Origin of the sequence: uncultured Rothia sp. (assembly GCF_916715725.1) — a bacterium.
Lineage (GTDB): Bacteria > Actinomycetota > Actinomycetes > Actinomycetales > Micrococcaceae > Rothia.
On record NZ_CAKAPD010000008.1, the window covers coordinates 47,445 to 67,429 of the forward strand.

Annotated in this window: 16 protein-coding genes; 9 read left to right on the forward strand and 7 right to left on the reverse strand. The window is 57.4% G+C overall.

Features of this window, described 5'->3' with window-relative positions; all coding sequences use genetic code 11:
* Positions 1 to 220: 220 nt before the first annotated feature.
* The 4 genes from QZ822_RS05990 (at position 221) to QZ822_RS06005 (ending at position 5,195) form a co-directional block, all read left to right on the forward strand.
* Positions 221 to 1,192, forward strand: coding sequence for a Ppx/GppA family phosphatase (locus tag QZ822_RS05990; protein ID WP_294643293.1), 972 nt, complete (start codon positions 221 to 223; stop codon positions 1,190 to 1,192).
* Positions 1,193 to 1,306: 114 nt separating this feature from the next.
* Positions 1,307 to 2,890 carry a hypothetical protein gene (locus QZ822_RS05995; protein ID WP_294643295.1) on the forward strand — a complete coding sequence of 528 codons (1,584 nt, stop codon included), beginning with the start codon at positions 1,307 to 1,309 and terminating at the stop codon, positions 2,888 to 2,890.
* A gap of 551 nt (positions 2,891 to 3,441) precedes the next feature.
* Positions 3,442 to 3,990, forward strand: coding sequence for a DUF6609 family protein (locus QZ822_RS06000; RefSeq protein WP_294643296.1), 549 nt, complete (start codon positions 3,442 to 3,444; stop codon positions 3,988 to 3,990).
* A gap of 83 nt (positions 3,991 to 4,073) precedes the next feature.
* Positions 4,074 to 5,195 (forward strand): hypothetical protein, encoded by a 1,122-nt coding sequence (locus QZ822_RS06005; protein ID WP_294643298.1) that lies wholly within the window; start codon positions 4,074 to 4,076, stop codon positions 5,193 to 5,195.
* Positions 5,196 to 5,534: 339 nt separating this feature from the next.
* On the opposite strand, the gene QZ822_RS06010 is transcribed toward QZ822_RS06005, so the two are convergent.
* Complete coding sequence (locus QZ822_RS06010) at positions 5,535 to 6,935, reverse strand: chloride channel protein (protein WP_294643300.1); 1,401 nt, start codon at positions 6,933 to 6,935, stop codon at positions 5,535 to 5,537.
* Positions 6,936 to 7,325: 390 nt separating this feature from the next.
* Between QZ822_RS06010 and proC the strand changes: the two genes are divergently transcribed.
* Positions 7,326 to 8,171, forward strand: coding sequence for a pyrroline-5-carboxylate reductase (gene proC, locus QZ822_RS06015; RefSeq protein WP_049351893.1), 846 nt, complete (start codon positions 7,326 to 7,328; stop codon positions 8,169 to 8,171).
* A gap of 155 nt (positions 8,172 to 8,326) precedes the next feature.
* Here the strand turns inward: proC and QZ822_RS06020 are convergent, their stop codons facing one another.
* Positions 8,327 to 8,989, reverse strand: a complete 663-nt coding sequence (locus tag QZ822_RS06020) for a TrkA family potassium uptake protein (RefSeq protein ID WP_005504725.1) — start codon at positions 8,987 to 8,989, stop codon at positions 8,327 to 8,329.
* The gene (locus QZ822_RS06025; RefSeq protein ID WP_070687218.1) at positions 8,982 to 10,607 is read right to left on the reverse strand and encodes a TrkH family potassium uptake protein; all 1,626 of its coding nucleotides are present in this window, start codon (positions 10,605 to 10,607) and stop codon (positions 8,982 to 8,984) included. Before QZ822_RS06025 ends, QZ822_RS06020 begins: the two co-directional genes overlap by 8 nt.
* 412 nt (positions 10,608 to 11,019) lie before the next feature.
* On the opposite strand from QZ822_RS06025, the gene QZ822_RS06030 reads away from it, so the two are divergent.
* The 4 genes from QZ822_RS06030 to QZ822_RS06045 all read left to right on the forward strand — a co-directional run bounded on the left by QZ822_RS06030 (position 11,020) and on the right by QZ822_RS06045 (position 15,619).
* On the forward strand, positions 11,020 to 12,261 hold the full coding sequence (locus QZ822_RS06030) for a metalloregulator ArsR/SmtB family transcription factor (RefSeq protein WP_294643302.1): 1,242 nt from the start codon (positions 11,020 to 11,022) through the stop codon (positions 12,259 to 12,261).
* A 93-nt stretch (positions 12,262 to 12,354) separates the two neighbouring features.
* Entirely contained in the window at positions 12,355 to 14,409 is a 2,055-nt protein-coding gene (locus QZ822_RS06035) for a FadR/GntR family transcriptional regulator (RefSeq protein ID WP_294643304.1), read from the forward strand.
* A gap of 263 nt (positions 14,410 to 14,672) precedes the next feature.
* Positions 14,673 to 14,771: a 30S ribosomal protein bS22 gene (locus QZ822_RS06040; RefSeq protein ID WP_005504750.1), complete on the forward strand. Its 99-nt coding sequence runs from the start codon at positions 14,673 to 14,675 to the stop codon at positions 14,769 to 14,771.
* Positions 14,772 to 14,929: 158 nt separating this feature from the next.
* Positions 14,930 to 15,619 (forward strand): histidine phosphatase family protein, encoded by a 690-nt coding sequence (locus QZ822_RS06045; protein WP_294643306.1) that lies wholly within the window; start codon positions 14,930 to 14,932, stop codon positions 15,617 to 15,619.
* Positions 15,620 to 15,727: 108 nt separating this feature from the next.
* Here the strand turns inward: QZ822_RS06045 and QZ822_RS06050 are convergent, their stop codons facing one another.
* The 4 genes from QZ822_RS06050 to QZ822_RS06065 form a co-directional block, all read right to left on the reverse strand.
* Complete coding sequence (locus QZ822_RS06050) at positions 15,728 to 16,141, reverse strand: PLD nuclease N-terminal domain-containing protein (RefSeq protein WP_294643307.1); 414 nt, start codon at positions 16,139 to 16,141, stop codon at positions 15,728 to 15,730.
* Between the two features lie 143 nt (positions 16,142 to 16,284).
* Positions 16,285 to 17,199, reverse strand: a complete 915-nt coding sequence (locus QZ822_RS06055; RefSeq protein ID WP_294643309.1) for a 1,4-dihydroxy-2-naphthoate polyprenyltransferase — start codon at positions 17,197 to 17,199, stop codon at positions 16,285 to 16,287.
* 109 nt (positions 17,200 to 17,308) lie between these two features.
* Positions 17,309 to 18,709, reverse strand: coding sequence for an AMP-binding protein (locus QZ822_RS06060; protein WP_294643311.1), 1,401 nt, complete (start codon positions 18,707 to 18,709; stop codon positions 17,309 to 17,311).
* Between the two features lie 179 nt (positions 18,710 to 18,888).
* Positions 18,889 to 19,842 (reverse strand): 1,4-dihydroxy-2-naphthoyl-CoA synthase, encoded by a 954-nt coding sequence (locus tag QZ822_RS06065; protein WP_049338032.1) that lies wholly within the window; start codon positions 19,840 to 19,842, stop codon positions 18,889 to 18,891.
* Between the last annotated feature and the right edge of the window lie 143 nt (positions 19,843 to 19,985).

A 19,985-nucleotide genomic window follows, 5' to 3' on the forward strand; every position in this document is an offset into this window, starting at 1 on the left:
AACCCCCGCGTGGGGGGGGGGCGCCTCCTGCGCCTTTTGCGTGCCCGAGGAATGTTTGTGCCCGCGCTGTGTTTCTTAGGCTTGCGCTGTGCTGATGCTGGGCATCCGCCCGGATTGTTTGCGGAGTGAGCCGCGCCTCTGACAGACTGGAAGAGGCGCCGCACCTGCGGTACCGCACACAGACGATATCCCGCCGCGGGGCGGGGGAGGGGAGCGCATCGTGCGCCTGGGAGTTCTGGATGTTGGGTCGAATACGGTCCACCTGCTACTGATTGACGGCAGTCCTGGAGCGCGCCCCGAACCGTACGCGTCCCATAAGATTCCGCTGCAGCTCGTGCAGTACCTCGACGCTGAGGGCAACATTTCGCAGGAGGGCGCGGACGCACTGACCCGCTTCGTGACTAGCGCCCGCGACTTCGCGATCGAGAATGAGGCGGAGGACCTGCTGGCGTTCTCCACGAGCGCTATCCGTGAGGCGGGTAATGGTGCGGCGGTGCTGCATCAGGTGCGTGAGCAGACCGGCGTGAGCCTGAACGGTATTTCGGGTGATCAGGAGGCGGCGATTACGTACTTTGCGGTGCGCCGCTGGCAGGGCTGGGGTGCGGGCCGCATCCTTGATTTTGATATTGGTGGCGGCTCGTTTGAGTTTTCGACGGGTACGAATGCGTTGCCGGACGCGGCGATGAGCGTGCCGCTGGGCGCGGGCCGCCTGACCCGTGAGTTCTTTGATGAGCAGCCGCCGAAGCCGAAGCAGGTGAAGCGTCTGCGCAAGTATGTGCGTGAGCAGATCGCCCCGGTCGCGGAGAACCTGTTGCAGTATGGCACGCCGGATATGACGGTGGGTACGTCGAAGACGTTCCGTTCGTTGGCGCGTATTTGTGGTGCGGCGCCGTATTCGGCGGGCCCGCATGTGAAGCGTGAGATGCATCTGCAGGATTTGCGCCTGTGGACTCGTCGTATGGAGGCGATGACGGTGTCTGAGCGTAGCGATTTGCCGGGTGTTTCGAAGGCGCGTGCGGAGCAGATGCTGGCGGGCGCTATCGCTGCGGAGGCGGCGATGGAGGCGTTTGGGGTTGAGACGATGCGCGTGTGCCCGTGGGCGCTGCGTGAGGGCCTGATCTTGAAGCGTATTGAGCATCTGGCGGAGGGTACGGGTACTCCGGTCAACCCGAAGACCCTCCTGGGTGAGTAGAACATGATGATGAACCCCGCAGGCTGGTGCGTGTAACGGGCACAGCCTGCGGGGTCACCGCTTTTCTTTTGTATATAACCCGCCAACAAAGATGTAGGAAAGGAACAATCACCGATGAAAATCCAAGAAGTTATTGACGAGGTCAACAACACCTGGGGCGAAGAACACGAAGAAAAACGAAAAAAGATATTTCGAGATAGTGTATTGATAAACCCATTGTTAAAATTTATTGGGGTCACGCTGATTTATCTATCTGGGATTATCATGTATTTGATTATGAGCGCATTGCCTGGTAGTAATGTCGACACAGAGATAATTCAAGGGTGGGGCTATATCTTTAATATCCCGTACTTTTTATTTGATATTCGAGTGAGTATGATTATCTCGTTGGCAAGTGTTCTTTTGAGTTTATATGTAAGTGTGGGTAAATTTGCAGATGGTTCTGAAGGACCCTCTGGGGATGCTCGGCGTGCTGTATATAGAAAATTTGCAGTTCTGGTTAGTAGATTTATTTTTGTAGTATTCGTTCTTAATTTCTGGCATGGTCTACTCTCTGGGTATTTTCAGGGAAGTGCCTATGCTCCTGAAATATTAGGGCCATGGAAATATGGCCCTGGCTGGGGGAGGTTAATTATTCCTCTAGAGATGAACTTGGGTAGATATGGTGAAATACCTCTATGGATTTTGTTATTTTTTGCTTGGTTTACATTATCATCTGCATCTCTTCTGACTTTTAATGAGAAGGATATATTGATACGAAACTTTCATATTTTCAGGAGAATTAATTATATCTATAATAATAAATCCCTCAGTCCTGAATATCGATTGGCTCAAAATTTAGTGATTAATTCCCAAAAATCGGGATCTCATTCCTATCGATTGAGTTATAAATATAGCGGTTCAGATGGTTATGATGGACGATTGGCGTATGACTCCAATTATTCTGGATTTAAATTTAGGGTAAAATTTTCTGCCTACATGAGGGATGTCAAAGTGGTTTCCATTCTGTGTCTCTGGGTGGTGGCAATAATTTTATTTGCTGTGTGTTCGGTCGCTTACACGGGGAGCCTTAAGGGTATTTTTGCTGCTTTGTTTATATATATTCCAATTTCTGCCTTTGAGATATTTAATTGCATTTCTGATAGGGTTTATTTGCATAAAGATATTTTTCGGGTGGCTACTGAGGGTATGGCTAAAAGAGAAAGGGTTCGGGAATGGGTGAAATCCTTCTTGTTGGATGGATTAGCTAAATTTATTGGTAGGGTTATTTCTGCGATTTTTGCTATTGTTGGTTTTTGGTTTTTATTGAGCAAAGCTCTTCGAGAGGGGAATCCCGGAAGCCTGCTTCAGTCTCGTGATTTTGTGTATGTAGTATGCATTCTTTTGTTTACGGTGATTGTCTATATTCTTTTCTTTTTCTTGAGGGCTTTAATGCGCCTGATTTATAATGCAGAAATTGATAGGTATTCGGCTAAATATGCTTCTTCTTATTTGCTTAATGGGTGTGATGTGGGTAGTGTAAAATATTTGATTGTTGCATATATTTATTGTTCCATTATCAGAATTAATGGGTGCTACTCAGATTATCAATCTGAGATTGGAAAATCTGAGACTATGGATTTTTCGGATAAAGTGATCAGCTATCAAAGTTCTAGGTTGATTTCTCGTAGGATCCCATATTCTCTCCGCCGTAAATAGCGTGCACCTCCGCAAAGGTAACCGTTGAAGCCATATGTGTTTCGAACAGTCACGCCATAAGTGGCTTCTGGAAACACATGTGGCTTCTCGCTATGGGGGTATCTGTAATCCGTGCAGAATTTGTGCCATGGTTTAGCGTCTTCTGCCATGGTTTTTAACTACGACCAAAGACACTAACCTATGGCACAAATCCGGAACTCATGACCGATCTCCGGCTGTGCCAGGTAGGTGAGAGTTGGTTATGGGTTATGCCTTAGCCTTTTTGTCGATAGGTTAGTGTCTTCACTGCGGGTTAAAGACCCACGATGAAGACACTAACCTATCGAAAACCTCTGTCTAAAAAGCAGGCAGCCCCGGACGCACACACGCATCCGGGGCTGTCTCTTTCGCTTTTTTGACGAATTCTCTATTGCCATTTTGATATAATCATAGGAGATGTAATTAATAGTCAGAAGGACTGGGCTATATTGATATATTGCAGAATTTTTTCATATTAAAATTTAGTGACGTAACAAGAGAAGTGATTCTACGAGAGGCTATTGGAGGTATCGATGACTTTTCTAGACTATAACAAAGATGAAAAGTTAGAATTTAACTATAAGAGGGCATGTGGTCTGTGGCTAATTGTGGTAGCGGCAGTTATAGCAATAGCCACCATGACCGGAGGAAAACAAATAATAAATATGCAAGTATTCAGCATTGGCTATGTTATTAGCTTTTTCTCGATCAACATGAACAAAAAGGTGTTGAATAGACTATCCGACGGTCCTTCAAGTGAATTTCAAAAGAAAGTATCTTCACGTGCCGTTATTCTATTATTTGTCTTGATGATTTTGCTGGGCGGCCCATTCTTCGCAACTGAAAATTGGAGGCTGATTTGGCTGGGAGCGCTGATGGCAACCGCACTGCATTTCTTCCCGTACTATTTTATGCATGGAAAGTCAATGATATACCTGGGTCTTATCTGTGCCATTAACGTGTTTGCGGGATATATTTTTACCAACATCCCGTTAGAGGTAATTGCATATATCGACGCGGCGATTAAGCTCATCTTCGGAATCTATCTGCTATTCCTTTCAAAGCCGTCAAAGCAAATTTAAGGCAGATCTTCGGCACAACAAATCAGGGCGGCCCCGGACGCACACGCATCCGGGGCTGCCTGCTAGGAAAGGAACAATCACCGATGACGAACCAACTACTGTTAGCGCAGGTGCTAGCTGCTGGATTTGACTGGGACTATTTCTGGCACTGGACTCATGACCAGGAGCTCGGCAAAGTGCTGATTTCTGCAATCCCACCGATTGCAACCGCTGCCATCGCTGCATTGAGTCTTATACTGACTGCTCTCAGGGAGACCAAGCAGATGGAACTCTCTAAACAGGGGACACCTCCTGAACTAACCCGGTACAAAGAATGGCTCGAAGTTTCTGAACGGTATAAGGAACTTGTAGGAGTCCCGGATGCATGTAATCTCACAGAAACTTCGGAAGAGTACCGGGAAATTGAATCTTCGCGAAAGGAAGCTCTCACACGTGCGGTTTGGGAGAGGAAAGTTATTTCTGTCTGTCCTAATGTACGTGGGCAGAAGCGGCTCTTGAATGTTCCAGCAAGTCTGGTTGTGCATGGTGATAAAAGAATTATCACTTTACCTAATTTTAGATACGGTATATATCTCTGGATTGAGGCTCTGATTATTGTGTCTGTATTTATGGGAATGTTAATTACTATGGTTTTGGTTGTTGGATCATTTGCTACCAGCCTCCTATCAGGTGCTGGGGATATAATCGAGACAACCGTATCTTTTATTTTTGTTGTCTTAGTCTGTTTGTATGCCTTAATTTATGGGATTAATTTGGTTGAGTCTACGCGGATGAGCCTATCTGGAGAACGGTTTGCTGAGTATGGTTATCTCCGTATCCTTCAGGAAAATCTGCCGAATGATAAGTTTAAGGATGTATTTAAATCTTCTTTGAATAAAATGAACAATTCGCAGAGATTTTTCTTTGCGCTTTGGGATGAGAATTATCGAAATTTTGTCTATTGTCCTAAATGGATAGGGTCCAAATATTTTTCTGTTATAGAACCATTTATTCTTGGTCTTCCCTATTGGATTATAAATTGGGGGAGTGGAAAACGCGGATATGACTATGGCGAGTATAAGCCAGAAACTTTTGGGATTTCAGAGAAAGTGTCGGAGGGAGAACAAACTGAACAAGATGAGAATCTGAAAGGTAAAAAAGCCTCCGTGAGCAAGCGGATAGTTTTGTGGATTTCTAAAAAGTGGGAATCTCTGAATCGTAGTTAACGAATTTTGGTTGGGTTCTCTTCCTATGTGATTCTTCGCTACGGGGATGGTCGTACCCCCGCAGAATTTGTGCCATGGTTTAGCGTCTTCTGCCATGGTTTTTAACTACGACCAAAGACGCTAACCTATGGCACAAATCCGTAACCCATGACCGAATCTCTGGCTGCGCCAGGTAGACGGGAACCGGTAATGACTTAGTGTTTTCGTCGATAGGTTAGTGTCTTCACTGCGGGATAAAGACCCACGGCGAAGACACTAACCTATCGAAAACCTCGGTCTAAAAAGCAGGCGGCCCCGGACGCACACACGCATCCGGGGCCGCCCGCCACCTGTCAGAACCTACTTCTTAGCGCTAAACACTCGCGTCCACGCCCAGCGGGTCAGCACCGCCGTGCCCACCGCAACCGCCATCGGCAGCCACGCACTCGCACCCTGACCCGTAAACCCAATCAGCAGAGTCAACGCAGACAACGGCGCATTCATCGACACACCCAGAAACGCCGCCGTACCCGTCAACGCCGCAGCATACAACACCATCGACGTGCCACCCGGCACCCCGTCCAAACCCGGGAATGCCCACAGCACCAGCGCCGCCACACAAAACGCAGCCGCCGCACCCAACGCCAAACCCGGCGTCAACGTACCGCCATAAGAACCGAAACGCAGACTCAACACCACCACGGCAGCCTTCGCAACAGCCAACGCCAACACATACACTGCCGCCGATGCGGTCAAACCGCCCGCCGCCGCATCCAGCGACACATTAAACGTGTGCTGAGTCAGCAGACGACCATTACCCAGAATCTCTGGAAGCCACAGCGAAACCACCGCGACCAGCGCAAACGCTACAGGAATACGCCACAGAAGAGAACGATCCTTCGCCTTCAACTTCTCCGCACGCTGCGACAACGCCCTAAAACCCAACGCCAACGGAGTCAACACCACACCCGTCAGCGCCGCCACTGTCAGCGTCGTCGCATCCAACGGAAGCTGCGGCACCGGGTACGTCGGCTCATTGACGATCACCAGATTCGCCGTGACCGTCGCCGTCCACACCGTCACCGCACCCACATATAGCGACCGCAGGCTCAAACCAACAGCCATCGCCTCCACAAGGTACACCACGCCACCAATCGGCACCTGATACACCGCCGCCAAACCGGATGCCGCACCCGCCGCCACCAGCAGACTACGCTCACGAACACCCAACAGTGCGGCACCGTCAGCGCCCACAAAACCAAGACGCTCCAGCAGATTCGAGGTGCGGCCAGCCGCCAAAGCACCCAGCTCACGAGGCGCGACCTCCTTACCCACAGGAGAGCCCGCACCCACCGCAACAATCTGAATCAGCGAATGCGAAATCTGCCGCCACAGCGACGGGGTACGGTCCTCCTCGGTAGCACCGGCAATCTGCGACTTCACGCCGACCACACGCCGCCCACCGGACTGCAGGTAGTACCACACCAGCGCCACAAACGGGCCCAGCGCCGCCAAAACCAGGGCACGACGCGCCGGGTCAGCGCCGTCAGTAACCATCGGGTGATGCACCTCAGAATGGCCGAAGGTCAGCTCCTGCATAAAGTCCAGCACATAGTGCAGCACAATTGCGGCGGCGCCACTCAACACGCCCGTGATCAGAGCGGCAAGGGTCAGAGCGATAACGAGGCGAGGTGAAAAAGAGCGCGGGAAAAAGGCGCGCAGGGCAGTAGCCGTCATGGGCTGAGAAGTATGAGAAGACATGAAGTATTTGGTTGTCGTGTGTTGGTGTGCTTCAACAGGGCACTCCAAAGGGGCGCTGGGTGAAGCTGCTTTCATTCTACGCCCGCGCTTTTTACGCCTCATGGGCGGGCCACGAGGTGAGAAGCTGGGGTGGCACATGGGGCCGGTGTATGGGGGGGAACTGGCGTCGGTATATGAGGGGGCGGGGTAGTGCGCAGGCGCGGAGCCTGAAGCCGCTGCCCAGAAAACGCGGAAGAAACACGAGCCAGGTCATATGCCCGTAGCCGCACCCGCTATGCTGGAAGGGTACGCCTCCACGCGCCCGCCGCGCACCGAACAGTAGCCCCCGGAACACACCGGCGGCACGCCTGCCGGCACCCGGCGCAGGCACCCCATTAGGAAGGATCAACGATGACCGCAACTATTGCTTTTCTCGGCACCGGCTCCATGAACGGCTCCATCGCCGCAGGTCTGCTCGCTGCAGGCCACGACCCCGCTCACATCCGCGCCACCGTGCGTAGCGAAGAATCTCGCGCCGCCCTCGCCCAGCGCCTCGGCGACAAGGTCGAAATCATCACCACCGGCGGCGAAGCTGACGGTAACCACAAAGCAACCGCCCACGCGGACGTTGTGCTGCTCGGCGTGAAGCCCTACGGCATTGTCGAGCTCGCCCGTGATATCGCACCCGCCCTTGCCCCGAACGCTGTTGTGGTGTCCGTTGCTGCTGGCGTGACCCTCGAAACCCTCGCCGAGTGCCTTCCCGCAGGTCAGCCCATTGTTCGCTGCATGCCGAACACCCCCTCCTCCGTGGGCAAGGGCGTGCTCGCCATCTCCACCACCGACACCGTGAAGGACGAGCAGAAGAAGCTCGTCGAAGAGGTCCTGGGCACCGTCGGCTTGGTCGTTGAAGTACGCGAAGACCAGATGGATGCGGTCACCGCCGTCTCCGGTTCCGGCCCGGCATACGCGTTCCTGCTTGCGGAGGCGATGGCAACCGCCGGTGAGAAGCTCGGCCTGGACGCAGACACCGCCCTCAAGCTTGCCAGCGCAACCGTTGCCGGTGCGGGCTTCTTGCTCGACACCAACCCGGATGCGCCCGCCCTGCGCCGCGCCGTGACCAGCCCGAACGGCACCACCGAGCGTGCACTGAACACCTTCGTGGACGGTGGCCTCTTCCAGCTGACCGAGGACGCGATGCGCGCCTGTGCGGCACGTTCTGCAGAAATGAGCCAGCTGTACACCGCTGACGAGGACTAATACCGTCTGGTAGCATCCCCCTGACTAGCTGAAACTACAGAAAAACAGCCTCCTCCCGGCAGAACGGGAAGAGGCTGTTTTTCTATGTCTATTTGCGGGCTCCTCAAAACCAGCAGAGCTGGGGAAGATAACCGCCGCAGCAAGGAAAACTGCGCTTAGGGCCGCGCCGCGAAACGCTCAATCAGGTCCACCTGACCGGACACGATCAGAATGTCACGCGAGTGAATGCGGGTGGTCGCATCCGCGTAGGTGAAGTCCTCACCGGGGGACTTAATACCGACCACGGACACGCCGTACTTGGAGCGGATATCCGACTCAGCAAGGGTGAAGCCGTGGGTTTCCTTCGGCGGGCGCATCTTCGCAATCGCGAAGTCGTCATCAAACTCAATGTAGTCCAGCAGTCGACCCGAGACGAGGTGCGCGGCGCGGCGGCCGGCATCCGCCTCCGGGTAGACCACGTGGTGCGCGCCAATACGCTCCAGAATCTTGCCGTGCGCGGGGGTAATAGCCTTCGCCCAAATACGCTCCACACCAATGTCCACGAGGTTCGCGGTAATCAGCACGGATGCCTCCACCGAGGTGCCCACACCCACCACGGCGGAACCGAAATCGTCCGCACCCAACTGGTGCAGGGTGTCGATATCGGTCGCGTCAGCGGAGACCACGTGCGTCAGCACACCGGACCACTTCTGCACAAGCTCGGGGTCCTTCTCAATAGCAAGGACCTCTTTGTTCTGCAGGCGCAGCTGGGCCGCCACCGCGGAGCCGAAGCGTCCCAGACCAATCACGAGGACGGGGGCATTATGTGCACTAGCCAATGGTGGGCCTTTCTTCGGGGAACTTGTAGAGGCGGCGGCGTGAACGCAGCGCCAGGCCGGTCGCGGCGGTTGTGGTGCCTACACGGCCAATGAGCATCAGGCCGCTGAGCACGTAGATACCCGCCGGCGGCAGGCTGGAGGAGAGACCATTCGAGAGGCCGCAGGTCGCGAAGGCGGAGATGACCTCGAAAATGACTTCCTTGAGGTCCGCGCCGCTAATAATCAGAATCGACGCGGCGCCGACACCTACCACGGTAGCACCCATAACAATCACGGAGATAGCAATACGCAGGGAGGACTCGGGGATGGTGCGGTTGAACGCGACAACCTTCTGATCGCCTCGCGCCTCAGCAAGGATAGACAGGGCAATCACGGCGATGGTCGTGACCTTCACGCCACCCGCGGTCGAGCCGGAGCCACCGCCAATGAACATGAGCATGTCCGTCAGGAGCGTGGAGACGGGGGTAATGCTGCTCATGTCGACCAGATTGAAGCCGCCCGAACGCATCATTACAGAAGCAAAAATGGCGTTCAGAACCTTGTCGCCTGCGGAGTAGTCGCCGATGGTGGCGGGGTTGTTCCATTCGAAGAGACCCCAGAAGAACGCGCCAAAAGCAAAGAAAAACAGGGTCGTCACGGTGGTCAGCTTCGCGGTGAGCGACCAGTGGCGGGGGCGGAAAGGATGATGCTGAATCGCAATGAAAACAGGGAAACCGAGCGAGCCCAAGAACACGGCAATGCAGATGGGCACGAGCAGGAAAAGGTCATGACCGTAAGGCACGATGCCGTCGGAATGCGGGGTGAAGCCTGCATTGTTGAAGGCTGAGATGGAGTAGAAAATGCTGTGCCAGATTGCCTGGAACGGGTCTTCGCCGAGGGTCAGGAAACGAGGAATCAGCACAAGCGCAATGATTGCCTCGATGGAGAATGAAGCATAAGAGACGCTCTTGATGATGCCACCGACCTCGCCAAGACGGCTGATGTTCAGGTCTTCCTGTGCGATGAGCTTGGTGCGCAGACCCATCTTACGGCCGATAGCCAGCGCCAGCAGGGAGGTAATGGTCAGAGTACCTAAACCACCGACCTGACAAGCCACAAGAATCATTGCCTGACCGAAGGTGGACCACTGCTCGGCGGTGGAGACGGTAGTCAGGCCGGTCACGGTCACCGCGCTGGTAGAGGTAAAAAATGCGTGGTGGAAAGGCGCGGGCTGCCCATCATTGGAGGAGATGGGCAGTAGCAAGGTGAGCGTAAAGAAGATGATGACCAGCAGAAACGCAGTGATTGCGGTGCGCGAAGGCGAGGCAAGAACGGTCACGTCAATAAAGTCACGGAACCGTTCGAGGGTCTGCAGATTGAACCCCATGGGGGCGCGCTTACGCTGAACCTCGGAGGTTTCGCTCACGTGGTCGCGTAGGGCGAGCAGACGATCGAGGTCAATACCGGGCACGCTCGTGAGGATGCTAAGGTTTTCGGCCTCGAGGCGGTCGCGTCGGCTACGGTGAACCTGCTGCTTTTGAGGCACGGATGTGGTGCCGCTGAGGGTGTCCCAGCGGCGGTTGAGCTGGCCCTGGGGGTGGTGATGTCGGCGCCGGGTGCGGCGGAGTATGCGTCCCATGCGCCTCCTTCAGTGGGTGTCTGGGTGTTGGTGTGTTGGGCGGCGGATATGCGCCTGTTTTGACGCCTTCTAGTGTATCGCGCCGGGTGCTTTGAAAGGGGGTAGTGTGTTGATAGCTGGACGCTCAATATGTGAGCTTGGCAAAGGCGTAGGGGCGGTTTTCTGTATGAGGCGCGGAAGAGTGTATATGCTCTTTATGGTATATATACTGTGGTGGGTTGAAATATCAGCATATGCCCAAGAAGAGATACAGATATGTACCCTTACAATGTGACGGACACTTCATGCTTTTATCCCCTTCAATCCTGCATTTTGAGCTAGTACTCAGGCTTCTTTCAGAATTTTTGAAGGTAATTTCTGCATCACCCTCATTCTAAGCTTGAGGCGCCACTTTATATGTCATAATCGCTATATGCATTCTGATGTTTTTTCTGTCATCGCGGATCCGACTCGCCGCCGAATTGTGCGTATTCTCGCCGAGCAAACCCACACGGTGGGTGCAGTGGTCGAAAAGCTGGGCATGAGCCAGCCGACCATCTCAAAGCACCTGAAAGTACTTCGCGATGCAGACGTGGTCTCCGTGACCGTGGAGGGGCAACGTCGCCTCTACTCCCTGAACCCGGATGTATTCGCCACCGTGACCGAGTGGATTAACGAGACCGTTCAGATTGCACGTCAGTCCAGCGAAGCGCACGTGCCCGTGGCACTACCCGGTGGTGTGACTGCATCTGCCTCGGATAAGGCGACGGCTGAAAAGATAGCAGCTGAGAATGCAGTCGAGAAGGCTGGGCAGAAGCCGGTCGAGAAGACCTCTGAAAAGAGCGCAACCGCTGAAAAGACCGAGGCGACCGACTCTGAGGCTCTTACCGTTGATGCTCTTACCATTGAGGCTCCCTCCGCTGAGGAAATCGAGCAGGCACGCATTCAGCGTGCCCGCGCCCAGTACCTGACCCCGAGTGCACGCATTTACTCGCGCCCGGCGGAGCATGCTGCTGAAAGCGCCGCCTCCGAATCGACTATTGAGAAGACCGCTGCTGAGCCCACCTCGCAGGAAGAGACAGTGGATAGCACCCCGATGCGCCCCTTCACTCCCGCATCGTACGGTTACGATGCTGGGGTAACCCCCGCGGCGTCGGCAACCCCCGTTCAGCCCGCTACCCCGGCGGCATCCGCTGAGGTGAAGCCCGCTGAGACCAACAAGACCACTGAGGCGAAGCCTGTCGTAGAGGATAAGCCGGTGGTAATCGCTCAGCCTGCCGCTACTGTGTCTTACGGTATTGACCCGGCTGCGGTTGTGGGCGGTTCGATTCAGCCTATTGCTGTGACCCCCGAAGCTCCTGCTGCCGAGGAGCCCGCGGTGGCTGAGAAGACTGTCAACGAACAGCCTGCAGAAAAGGCTGAGGAGAAGCCCTCGGTTGAAGAAACCGTAGTTGCTGAGAAGCCAGCAGTTGAAGAATCTGCACCTGAGAAGGACGCGGCAGAAGAGTCTGACAAGGCTGAAAGCAAGTCTGAGCCCTCCTCTGAAGAGGCTGAGTATCAGACCATGCCCGCCTACGATTCGGTGTACCGCCCCAGCACTGAGACGACCAGCACCGAGGCGAAGGACACTCATCGCGGTGGTCTCTTCGGCTTCCTGCGTGGCCGCCGCCGCTAAGGCGCGCCCTGACGCCGTTCAACCTCCGGCATAACTCATCGATAAAGCACACACACTCTCACTCACCTTTATCTAACCGAAAGACGCATTCACGTGGCTATTCATCGTAAAATTCTGCGCTGGCTCGAGAACGAACTGTTCGAGGGCAATATTCAGCTGGGTCAGGACCTGCCCAGCGATAGCGAGATTGCACGCGCTATTGGTGTGGGTCGTTCCCGCACTCGCGAGGCTCTGCGCACCCTGGAAGATATGGATCTGGTGCAGCTGTACAACGGTCGCGGCAAGGAAATGCTGGTACACCTGAGTGATGAGCCTGCCGCTGCCGCGAGTGCCGCTCTGCGCCTGCACATGTCCAGTTCGCGTTACCCGACTCGTGACCTGGTGCAGACCCGTATTCTGCTGGAAAGCTGGGCGATTGCGCGTATTGACCCGAAGACCGTCTCCTTCGCGGAGATGGACGAGGTTCTGGAGCAGATGGAAGACTTCGACCTGTCGATTCGTGACTTCCTGGAGCTTCTGTTGACGTTCCACCACCAGGTGATGCGTTGCGGTGGTAATGAGTTGCTGGTGGGTCTGCTCGCGTCGGTGCGTCAGCCGAGTTTTGAGTCGATGCTGTCTCTGGTGGGTCGTATGCCGCTGTGGAGTAGCGCTGTTGAGCGTCTGCGTGCTGAGAGCCGCGCTATTGCGGAGGCTCTGAAGGCTGGCGACGCTGCGACTGCGCGTGCCATGGTGATTGGTCAGCTGCGCGGCATGTATTCCGATGCCGGTATTGATCTGGAGCAGGAGGCGACCTCGGCGAATGGCCTGCCGGGCGAGCCGATTGCGTCTGAGTTCGCGCCGGTTGATGTGGATGAGTTCGCCGCTGATGACTTTGACGATTTGATGCAGGATGACCCGTCCTTCGCTGATGCGGAGGCTCTGCCCGCCGCAGATGCACCCGTTGCGGCACCCGATTCTGTGGAGCCTGCGGTTGAGCCTGTTCAGGCTTCTGCTCCGTCTTCTGTCGTGGAGTACACGGTACCTGAGGGCCATATCGTCTACATTGAGGAGACCGTTTCTGAGGCTCCTGCGGAGCATGTTGATGAGCCTGCCGAGGCTCCTTCCGCTTCTGATGCTTCTGACAAGGCAGAACACGCCGTTCCCGCCCCCTCTCAGACCGCGCTGTCTCAGCCCGTACCTGTTGCGGCTTCCGCAGCTCCCGCGCAGCCTGCCGCTCATTCGGTGAGCGCGGATGTGCCGCTGAGCTTCGGCACCCCGCGCGGCTTCAGCCCGTCTGCTCAGGCTACCCCGGCTGCTTCTGCTGCTCCGGTATCTGGCGCCCAGACCCTCAATTCGCAGACTCCCAGCGGTCAGCTACCGAGCGTCCATGCCGCCTACGCGCAGGAAGAGGCTGAGGGCCCCGCGAAGGTTCTGCGCGCCTCCACGGCGGCTCCGCGTCGTCGTAGCGGCCAGATTGTTTCCCCGGTGCGTGCGACCATCATTAAGCCTGTGGATCGTAGCAAGGTGCTGACTGCGCCTGCCCGTACCGCGCGTCCCGCGGCTGTTGTGACTGCCGCGGCTCCTGCGGAGTCTGAATCGGCTGAGAATGTTCTGCGTGCCCCTGCGCGCCAGGAGGCGCCCGCCGTTCAGCCTGCTGAGCCTACCCGCCTTGAGGCGGCAGCGACCATTCACGATACTTACGAGAAGCTTCCGCATGAGGAGCCGGTGCAGGAGCGCGGCGGCATCTTCTCGAAGATGAAGCGTTTCTTTGGCGTGGATGTGTACGAACCTGAGCATGACGAAGCGCAGGAGAGTGCCGAGAAGGAGCAGGTCCTGAAGGCTGAAACGAAGCCCGAGTCCCAGCCCGTCATTGATGAGGAGGCGCTGGCTCGTGCCGAGGCTGAGCGTGCTGAGCGTTTGAAGGCGTTGCATGCGGCGGCTGAAGAAGAGGCGGCTGAGGAAAGCGCCGCTGAAGAGGTTTCGGTAGAAGAGCCGCTTGAAGAACCCGCTGAGGCTTCTAATCCCGCCCAGGAATCGGCTGCGGAATCGGTAGAGGTCGCCTCCTCGGCTGAGGAGAGCACTCCTGATGCTGCTGTAGCTTCTTCCGGTTCGGTGCTGTCTCATGGCCGTGCTAAGGGCTCGAAGAAGTCGAAGAAGAAGCGCCGTTAGGGCTACCGAATCCCCGTTTTCGCCCCGAGATATCCTCGATATCCCCGCAGGAAAAGCGGAAATTCAGGGAAAAACTCCTGAAAAGCCGCTCTCGAATGGTGAAAATGGGGGTAAACCTAGTACTCTAGGTAGGTAGCGCTCTAAAACGCAAGGGTATTTCTGTGCCTAAAATGCGTTTTGGATCGGTTATACCGGTATAAATATCCCCGGGTAGCTACCGAGTCGAATGGCTCGGCCGGGTACGAGTAAAGTGAGGAAATCCTATGGGTTCCGTTATCAAGAAGCGCCGCAAGCGTATGTCCAAGAAGAAGCACCGCAAGCTGCTTCGTAAGACCCGCCACCAGCGCCGCAACAAGAAGTAAATAGACTTCTTTCGCCCCGCCCTCCGTATGGAGAGGCGGGGTTTTTGCGTTCCTACAGTTTTTGCGGGCCGGGTCTTGTACGCCGGGTTTTGTATTTGTAGAGGGTATGTGCGGGTCACCTGTTTGGGGTGCGGCGCGCTATCTGAGAGACTGGGATTATGACTGAAACTTCCACCATTAAAGTTCACCTCATGCGTCACGGCGAGGTGCACAACCCCGAGCGTATCGTGTACGGCCGTCTGCCCGGCTACCGTCTGTCCGATAAAGGCCAGCAGATGGTGCGTCTGAGCGCTGAGGAGTTCGCGGCTCGTGCTGAGCGCGGCGCCCGTTTCGTGCACCTGGTCTGCTCGCCGTTGCAGCGTACCCGTGAGTCTGCCGCCCCGGTTGAGGAGCTGCTGGGTCTGACCGCGCAGCCGGATGAGCGCGTCATTGAGGCGGATAACTACTTTGAGGGTCTGCACGTGAACGCGCAGGAGCTGCTGCAGAACCCGCGTCACTGGACGAAGCTGTACAACCCGGCGCGCCCCTCCTGGGGTGAGTCGTACCTGGATCAGGTTCGCCGTATGGCGGCGGCTGTTCAGGACGCGGCGCGTACCGCCTACGAGCGCGGCGGCGAGGGTGCGGAGGCGATTATTGTGTCGCACCAGCTGCCGATTTGGATTACTCGCCTGGGTGTTGAGGGCCGCATGCTGCAGCATGACCCGCGCGCCCGTGAGTGCAACCTGGCGTCGATTACGACTCTGGCGTTTAGCACCACTGATTTTGAGCATGAGATGCCGCGTTTTGTGGGGTATTCGGAGCCTGCCGCGCCGCTGTACGGTGGCGTGATTCAGCTGCCCGGTAGCTAATCCCTAAAGCTGTTTTTGAGCATGAGAAGAGGCTGTGAGCCCATCCGCATTGGATGTGCCCACAGCCTCTTGCTGTAAACCTTAGAGGCGGGAGCCTAGCCGCCCTGACTAGTTCTGCCCGCCGCCCTGATTCGGGGTGCCGTCCTCGGGGTTCTTGTGCTCGGGGTCTTGCTTGTTGTTCGATTCTGCTTCGCGGCTTCGGCGTTCGCGTTCTGCTTTTGCTTTGAGCCAGCGCAGGTACTCTTCATCGTCGTCGGGGGAAGAGACCGAGGGCGCGGGGGTGCTGCGTCGCTGACCGAAACCTGCGCGAGGAGTGCCTGCTGTGGGCTGTGCCTTGGGACGGCCCAGGATGAGCCACATGATGGGGCCCACCACGGGGAAGAACAGAGTGACGAGAACCCACAGCCACTTGGGCAGGGTTCGCGCCTCGTGTGCGGGGGTGCGGACGGCGTCCAAGAGGGTGTAGAGGGTCAGCCCCACGATGAGTGCGGCGCCGCCAATAATCAGCATGGCTCGAATCATAAGCACTACTATGACATACCGCCGCGTTATCGCAGAACTATGAACCGGGCGCCCGCTAGCGGCTTAACGGTACGGCTTAACGGTACGGCTTAACGGCGTGGCAAAAGAGCACGACGCGAACCGGCGCAGATTCATATGTCGGCTTAGTAGCCGGTGAACACCTGAACTTCGTGGCTAATAATATCCAGCGAACCCAGCCACACGGCGAGGGCAAGAATAACCGAGTACACGAGTGCCACAATACCCGCCTGCTTGAGCACGGGAATCAGCTCGCGGCCGCCGCGCGTCCACACGGTCACGCAGGAGTGAATGGTCGGGCCGACCAGCAGGAAAATCAGCAGGAACCAGGGGTTTTCATCGAGCAGGAGCACGCCCAGGCCCAGCGCCAGAGCCATCTCCACAATGTAGGTGATGCGCGACCAGCGTTCGCCCAGGCGCACCGCCATGGTCAGCTTGCCCGCCTCAATGTCGGTGGGAATATCACGCACGTTATTCGCCATGAGCAGTGCACAGGAAATCAGACCAATGCCGATAGCGCCAACCCAGCCGAGCAGGGTCAGGGTGTGCGCCTGCGTGTAGAGGGTGCCCAGGGTCGCGACCAGCCCGAAGTAGACGAACACGAACAGGTCACCCAGGCCCATGTAGCCGTAGGGGTGCTTGCCGCCGGTGTAGCCCCACGCCGCGAAGACGCTGGAGGCGCCAATCGCCAGGAACCACCACTGGTTCGCCAGCGCCACCAGGGCAAGGCCGGCGAGCATCGCCAGACCGAAGCAGCCGAAGGCGGCGTACTTGACGGAGCGGGGGCTTGCCACGCCGGAACCGACGAGGCGTAGCGGGCCCACGCGGTCTTCGTCGGTGCCCTTGATGCCGTCGGAGTAGTCGTTGGCGTAGTTCACGCCCACCTGCAGGAAGAACGCGACGAGGAACGCCAAGAACGCGTAGAGCGGCTTGAATTCGTTGACCTCGTAGGCGGCAGCTGAGCCGGCAATAATGGGGGCGACGGCGAGCGGCAGGGTGCGCAGGCGAGCGCCTTCAATCCATTGGGCGGCAGTTGCCACGGGGGTTCCTTCCGGGTCTAAGTGCGTATGATGCGTGGGTGTTGTGATGCGATAGCTAGGGTGTGTGGGCGGCTGTCGGCGCGGGTTGAACCCCGCAGATGAGCCGGCTTTAGCCCCGACGGTAGTCTCTGTCCAGGATACTGTATATTTCTGCGCGGTCCGGTTTGCCGGTGCTGGTGAGCGGGAAATCCGGCAGGATGCTCAGCTGCTTGGGGGCGGCGGGCGCGCCGAGCTTTTCGGCGCAACGGGCACGTAGCAGGGTGCAGAGTTCTTCGTTCAGGGCAGTGCCATTCTCAGAAGATGCAGTCGCGGCACCGGCAGAAGGCACCAGCGTGACCGCGGCGGCGATGGCGGTGCCCCAGCGGGCATCGGGCAGGCCGACCACGCAGGCTTCACGCACGGAGGGGTGCTCTTCGAGGACGGTCGCCACGGCGCGCGCGGAGATTTTCACGCCGCCGCTGATGAGCACGTCGTCGCTGCGGCCGAGTACCTGCAGGCGCTGCCCGCTACAGTTCTCGTTGCTTTCGGGAGCTGCTACAGAGCTCAGCAGCCCGTAGTCGTCGGTGCGGTACCAGTGGGTGCCGTCCGCGGCGGTGAAGAAGTGCTCGGCGGTGCGGGCGGTATCGCCAATGTAGCCGCTGGCGAGGTGCGCGCCGCTAATCCAAATACGACCCACCTGCGCAGACTCATCATGCGCCGGCTTCACACCGATATTCGGTACAGCAGGCATGCCCTCTTCGGGCACGAGCTCCACCCGCACGCCGGGCAGCACGGAGCCGGAGTAGACGCATCCACCCGCGGTCTCGGCGCTACCGTAGGTGGTCACCGTATTCAGCCCCAGCGCGGAGGCGGCGGCGAGCAGGTCGGCGCTGGCGGGGGCGCCTCCGAGCAGGATTCCGGTGAAGGAGCCGAGCGCCTCGTGAATTTCAGCGCCCAGGTGCGGATCGGCGTCCGCGCTTTCAAGGAGCTTATGCAGCTGGGTCGGCACCAGGGAAATAAACCGGCGTGCCGAGCTCATCTGCTCAACCGCCTGCAGGAATACCTCCGGGGTAAAGTGCACCGGCTCGGTTACGGAGCGGGCAATGACCGGGGAGGTTCCGGCTAGCACTGAGCGGGCGAGCACCTGCGCGCCAGCAATATAGTGCGCCGGAAGAGCCAGGAGCCACTGCGATGCCCCATCGGAGTTTGAGCCGAAGAAGTTCTCGGTTGCTGTCGCGCTGGCGGCAAGAGCCCGCGCGGTCAGTGCGGTGCGTTTGGGGGTTCCGGTCGAGCCGGAGGTGCCCACCACCAGGGCAATAGGCTCAGCTGCCTCTACACTCTCAGACTCCGCGCTGTTCGCCTCTGCACTCTCCGCACCCGGCACGTACCCACGCAGTAGCTGCTCGAAGGCACCCAGCATGGCGTGCGGGTCGGCGGGCTGATCGGCGCGCACCTGAACCGCCTGCGGGTGCAGGGCAGCCTCCTGCGGGGCGGGGGAGGGCGCGAGCCCGGGTACGGGGGTGTTTATCATGGCTAAATCCTTAGCGGCTGGCTATAGCGGCTGCGTTCGTCGGGGGTGTTATCCGCCGGGGCTGTTCCACCGAGGCGGTAAGAAAAGCACCGGAGCCGGATTCTTAGCTGAGGTTCTCAGGGTTGAATCCGGCTCCGAGCCTATGCATCTGAAACTACTTCTGCGGAAGGGACTGTCTCTTAGAAGTAGTACGGGTAGTTGGACCAGTCCGGGTCACGCTTCTGCAAGAATGCGTCGCGACCCTCCACTGCCTCGTCGGTCATGTACGCCATGCGGGTTGCTTCACCGGCGAAGACCTGCTGGCCGAGCATGCCGTCGTCGGGCAGGTTGAAGGCGTACTTGAGCATACGGATTGCCTGCGGGGACTGGCGGGCAATGTGCGCCGCGTATTCCAGGCCCTTGTTTTCCAGTTCGGCGTGGGGGACGACGTCGTTGACCGCGCCCATTTCGTACATGCGCTGTGCGTCGTATTCCTTGGCGAGGAAGAAGATTTCGCGGGCGAACTTCTGACCCACCTGGCGTGCGAGCAGCGCCGAACCGTAGCCTGCGTCGAAGGAGCCGACGGTTGCGTCAGTCTGTTTGAACTTGCCGTACTCCTCGGAGGCGATGGTCAGGTCAGCCACCACGTGCAGGGAGTGGCCGCCGCCTGCCGCCCAACCGGAGACGAGGGCGATAACGACCTTGGGCATGGTGCGGATGAGGCGCTGCACTTCCAAGATGTGCAGTCGGCCTGCGCGTGCCGGGTCGATGCTTTCTGCGGTGTCGCCGCTGGCGTAGTGGTAGCCGTCGCGGCCGCGGATGCGCTGGTCGCCGCCGGAGCAGAATGCCCAGCCGCCGTCCTTGGCGGAGGGGCCGTTGCCGGTGAGCAGTACGGTGCCTACGTTGGAGGTCATGCGGGCGTGGTCGAGGGCGCGGTAGAGTTCGTCCACGGTGTGCGGGCGGAATGCGTTGCGGACCTCAGGGCGGTCGAATGCGATGCGCACGGTGGGCAGATCGCGTAGGATTTCACCGTTTTCGTTGCGCTCAACCTGGCGGTGGTAGGTGATGTCGGTGAAGTCTTCGAAGCCTTCGACGACGCGCCAGTCGGCGGGGTTGAAGATGTCCGAGACCTTTTCGGGAAGTTGTGCAGTCATAGACCCTATTCTACGGTGCCCGGGGGCGGTCGAGGGTGAGCGGGGTGCCCGGTATAGCGAACCGGGTTGCCGAGCATAGAAGAAGGCCCGGACCGCGCGTGTGCGGCCCGGGCCTTAGAGATTAGGTAAGGAAGCTTACCCGG

What these genes read in the sequence shown, in the direction of transcription:
- QZ822_RS06045 (WP_294643306.1), top strand. Translation starts at nt 14,930, where the DNA reads ATGACTGAAACTTCCACCATTAAAGTTCACCTCATGCGTCACGGCGAG.
- QZ822_RS06040 (WP_005504750.1), top strand. Translation starts at nt 14,673, where the DNA reads ATGGGTTCCGTTATCAAGAAGCGCCGCAAGCGTATGTCCAAGAAGAAG.
- QZ822_RS06065 (WP_049338032.1), bottom strand. Translation starts at nt 19,842, where the DNA reads ATGACTGCACAACTTCCCGAAAAGGTCTCGGACATCTTCAACCCCGCC.
- QZ822_RS06030 (WP_294643302.1), top strand. Translation starts at nt 11,020, where the DNA reads ATGCATTCTGATGTTTTTTCTGTCATCGCGGATCCGACTCGCCGCCGA.
- QZ822_RS06025 (WP_070687218.1), bottom strand. Translation starts at nt 10,607, where the DNA reads ATGGGACGCATACTCCGCCGCACCCGGCGCCGACATCACCACCCCCAG.
- QZ822_RS06050 (WP_294643307.1), bottom strand. Translation starts at nt 16,141, where the DNA reads ATGATTCGAGCCATGCTGATTATTGGCGGCGCCGCACTCATCGTGGGG.
- QZ822_RS05995 (WP_294643295.1), top strand. Translation starts at nt 1,307, where the DNA reads ATGAAAATCCAAGAAGTTATTGACGAGGTCAACAACACCTGGGGCGAA.
- proC (WP_049351893.1), top strand. Translation starts at nt 7,326, where the DNA reads ATGACCGCAACTATTGCTTTTCTCGGCACCGGCTCCATGAACGGCTCC.
- QZ822_RS06010 (WP_294643300.1), bottom strand. Translation starts at nt 6,935, where the DNA reads ATGTCTTCTCATACTTCTCAGCCCATGACGGCTACTGCCCTGCGCGCC.
- QZ822_RS06000 (WP_294643296.1), top strand. Translation starts at nt 3,442, where the DNA reads ATGACTTTTCTAGACTATAACAAAGATGAAAAGTTAGAATTTAACTAT.
- QZ822_RS06005 (WP_294643298.1), top strand. Translation starts at nt 4,074, where the DNA reads ATGACGAACCAACTACTGTTAGCGCAGGTGCTAGCTGCTGGATTTGAC.
- QZ822_RS06060 (WP_294643311.1), bottom strand. Translation starts at nt 18,709, where the DNA reads ATGATAAACACCCCCGTACCCGGGCTCGCGCCCTCCCCCGCCCCGCAG.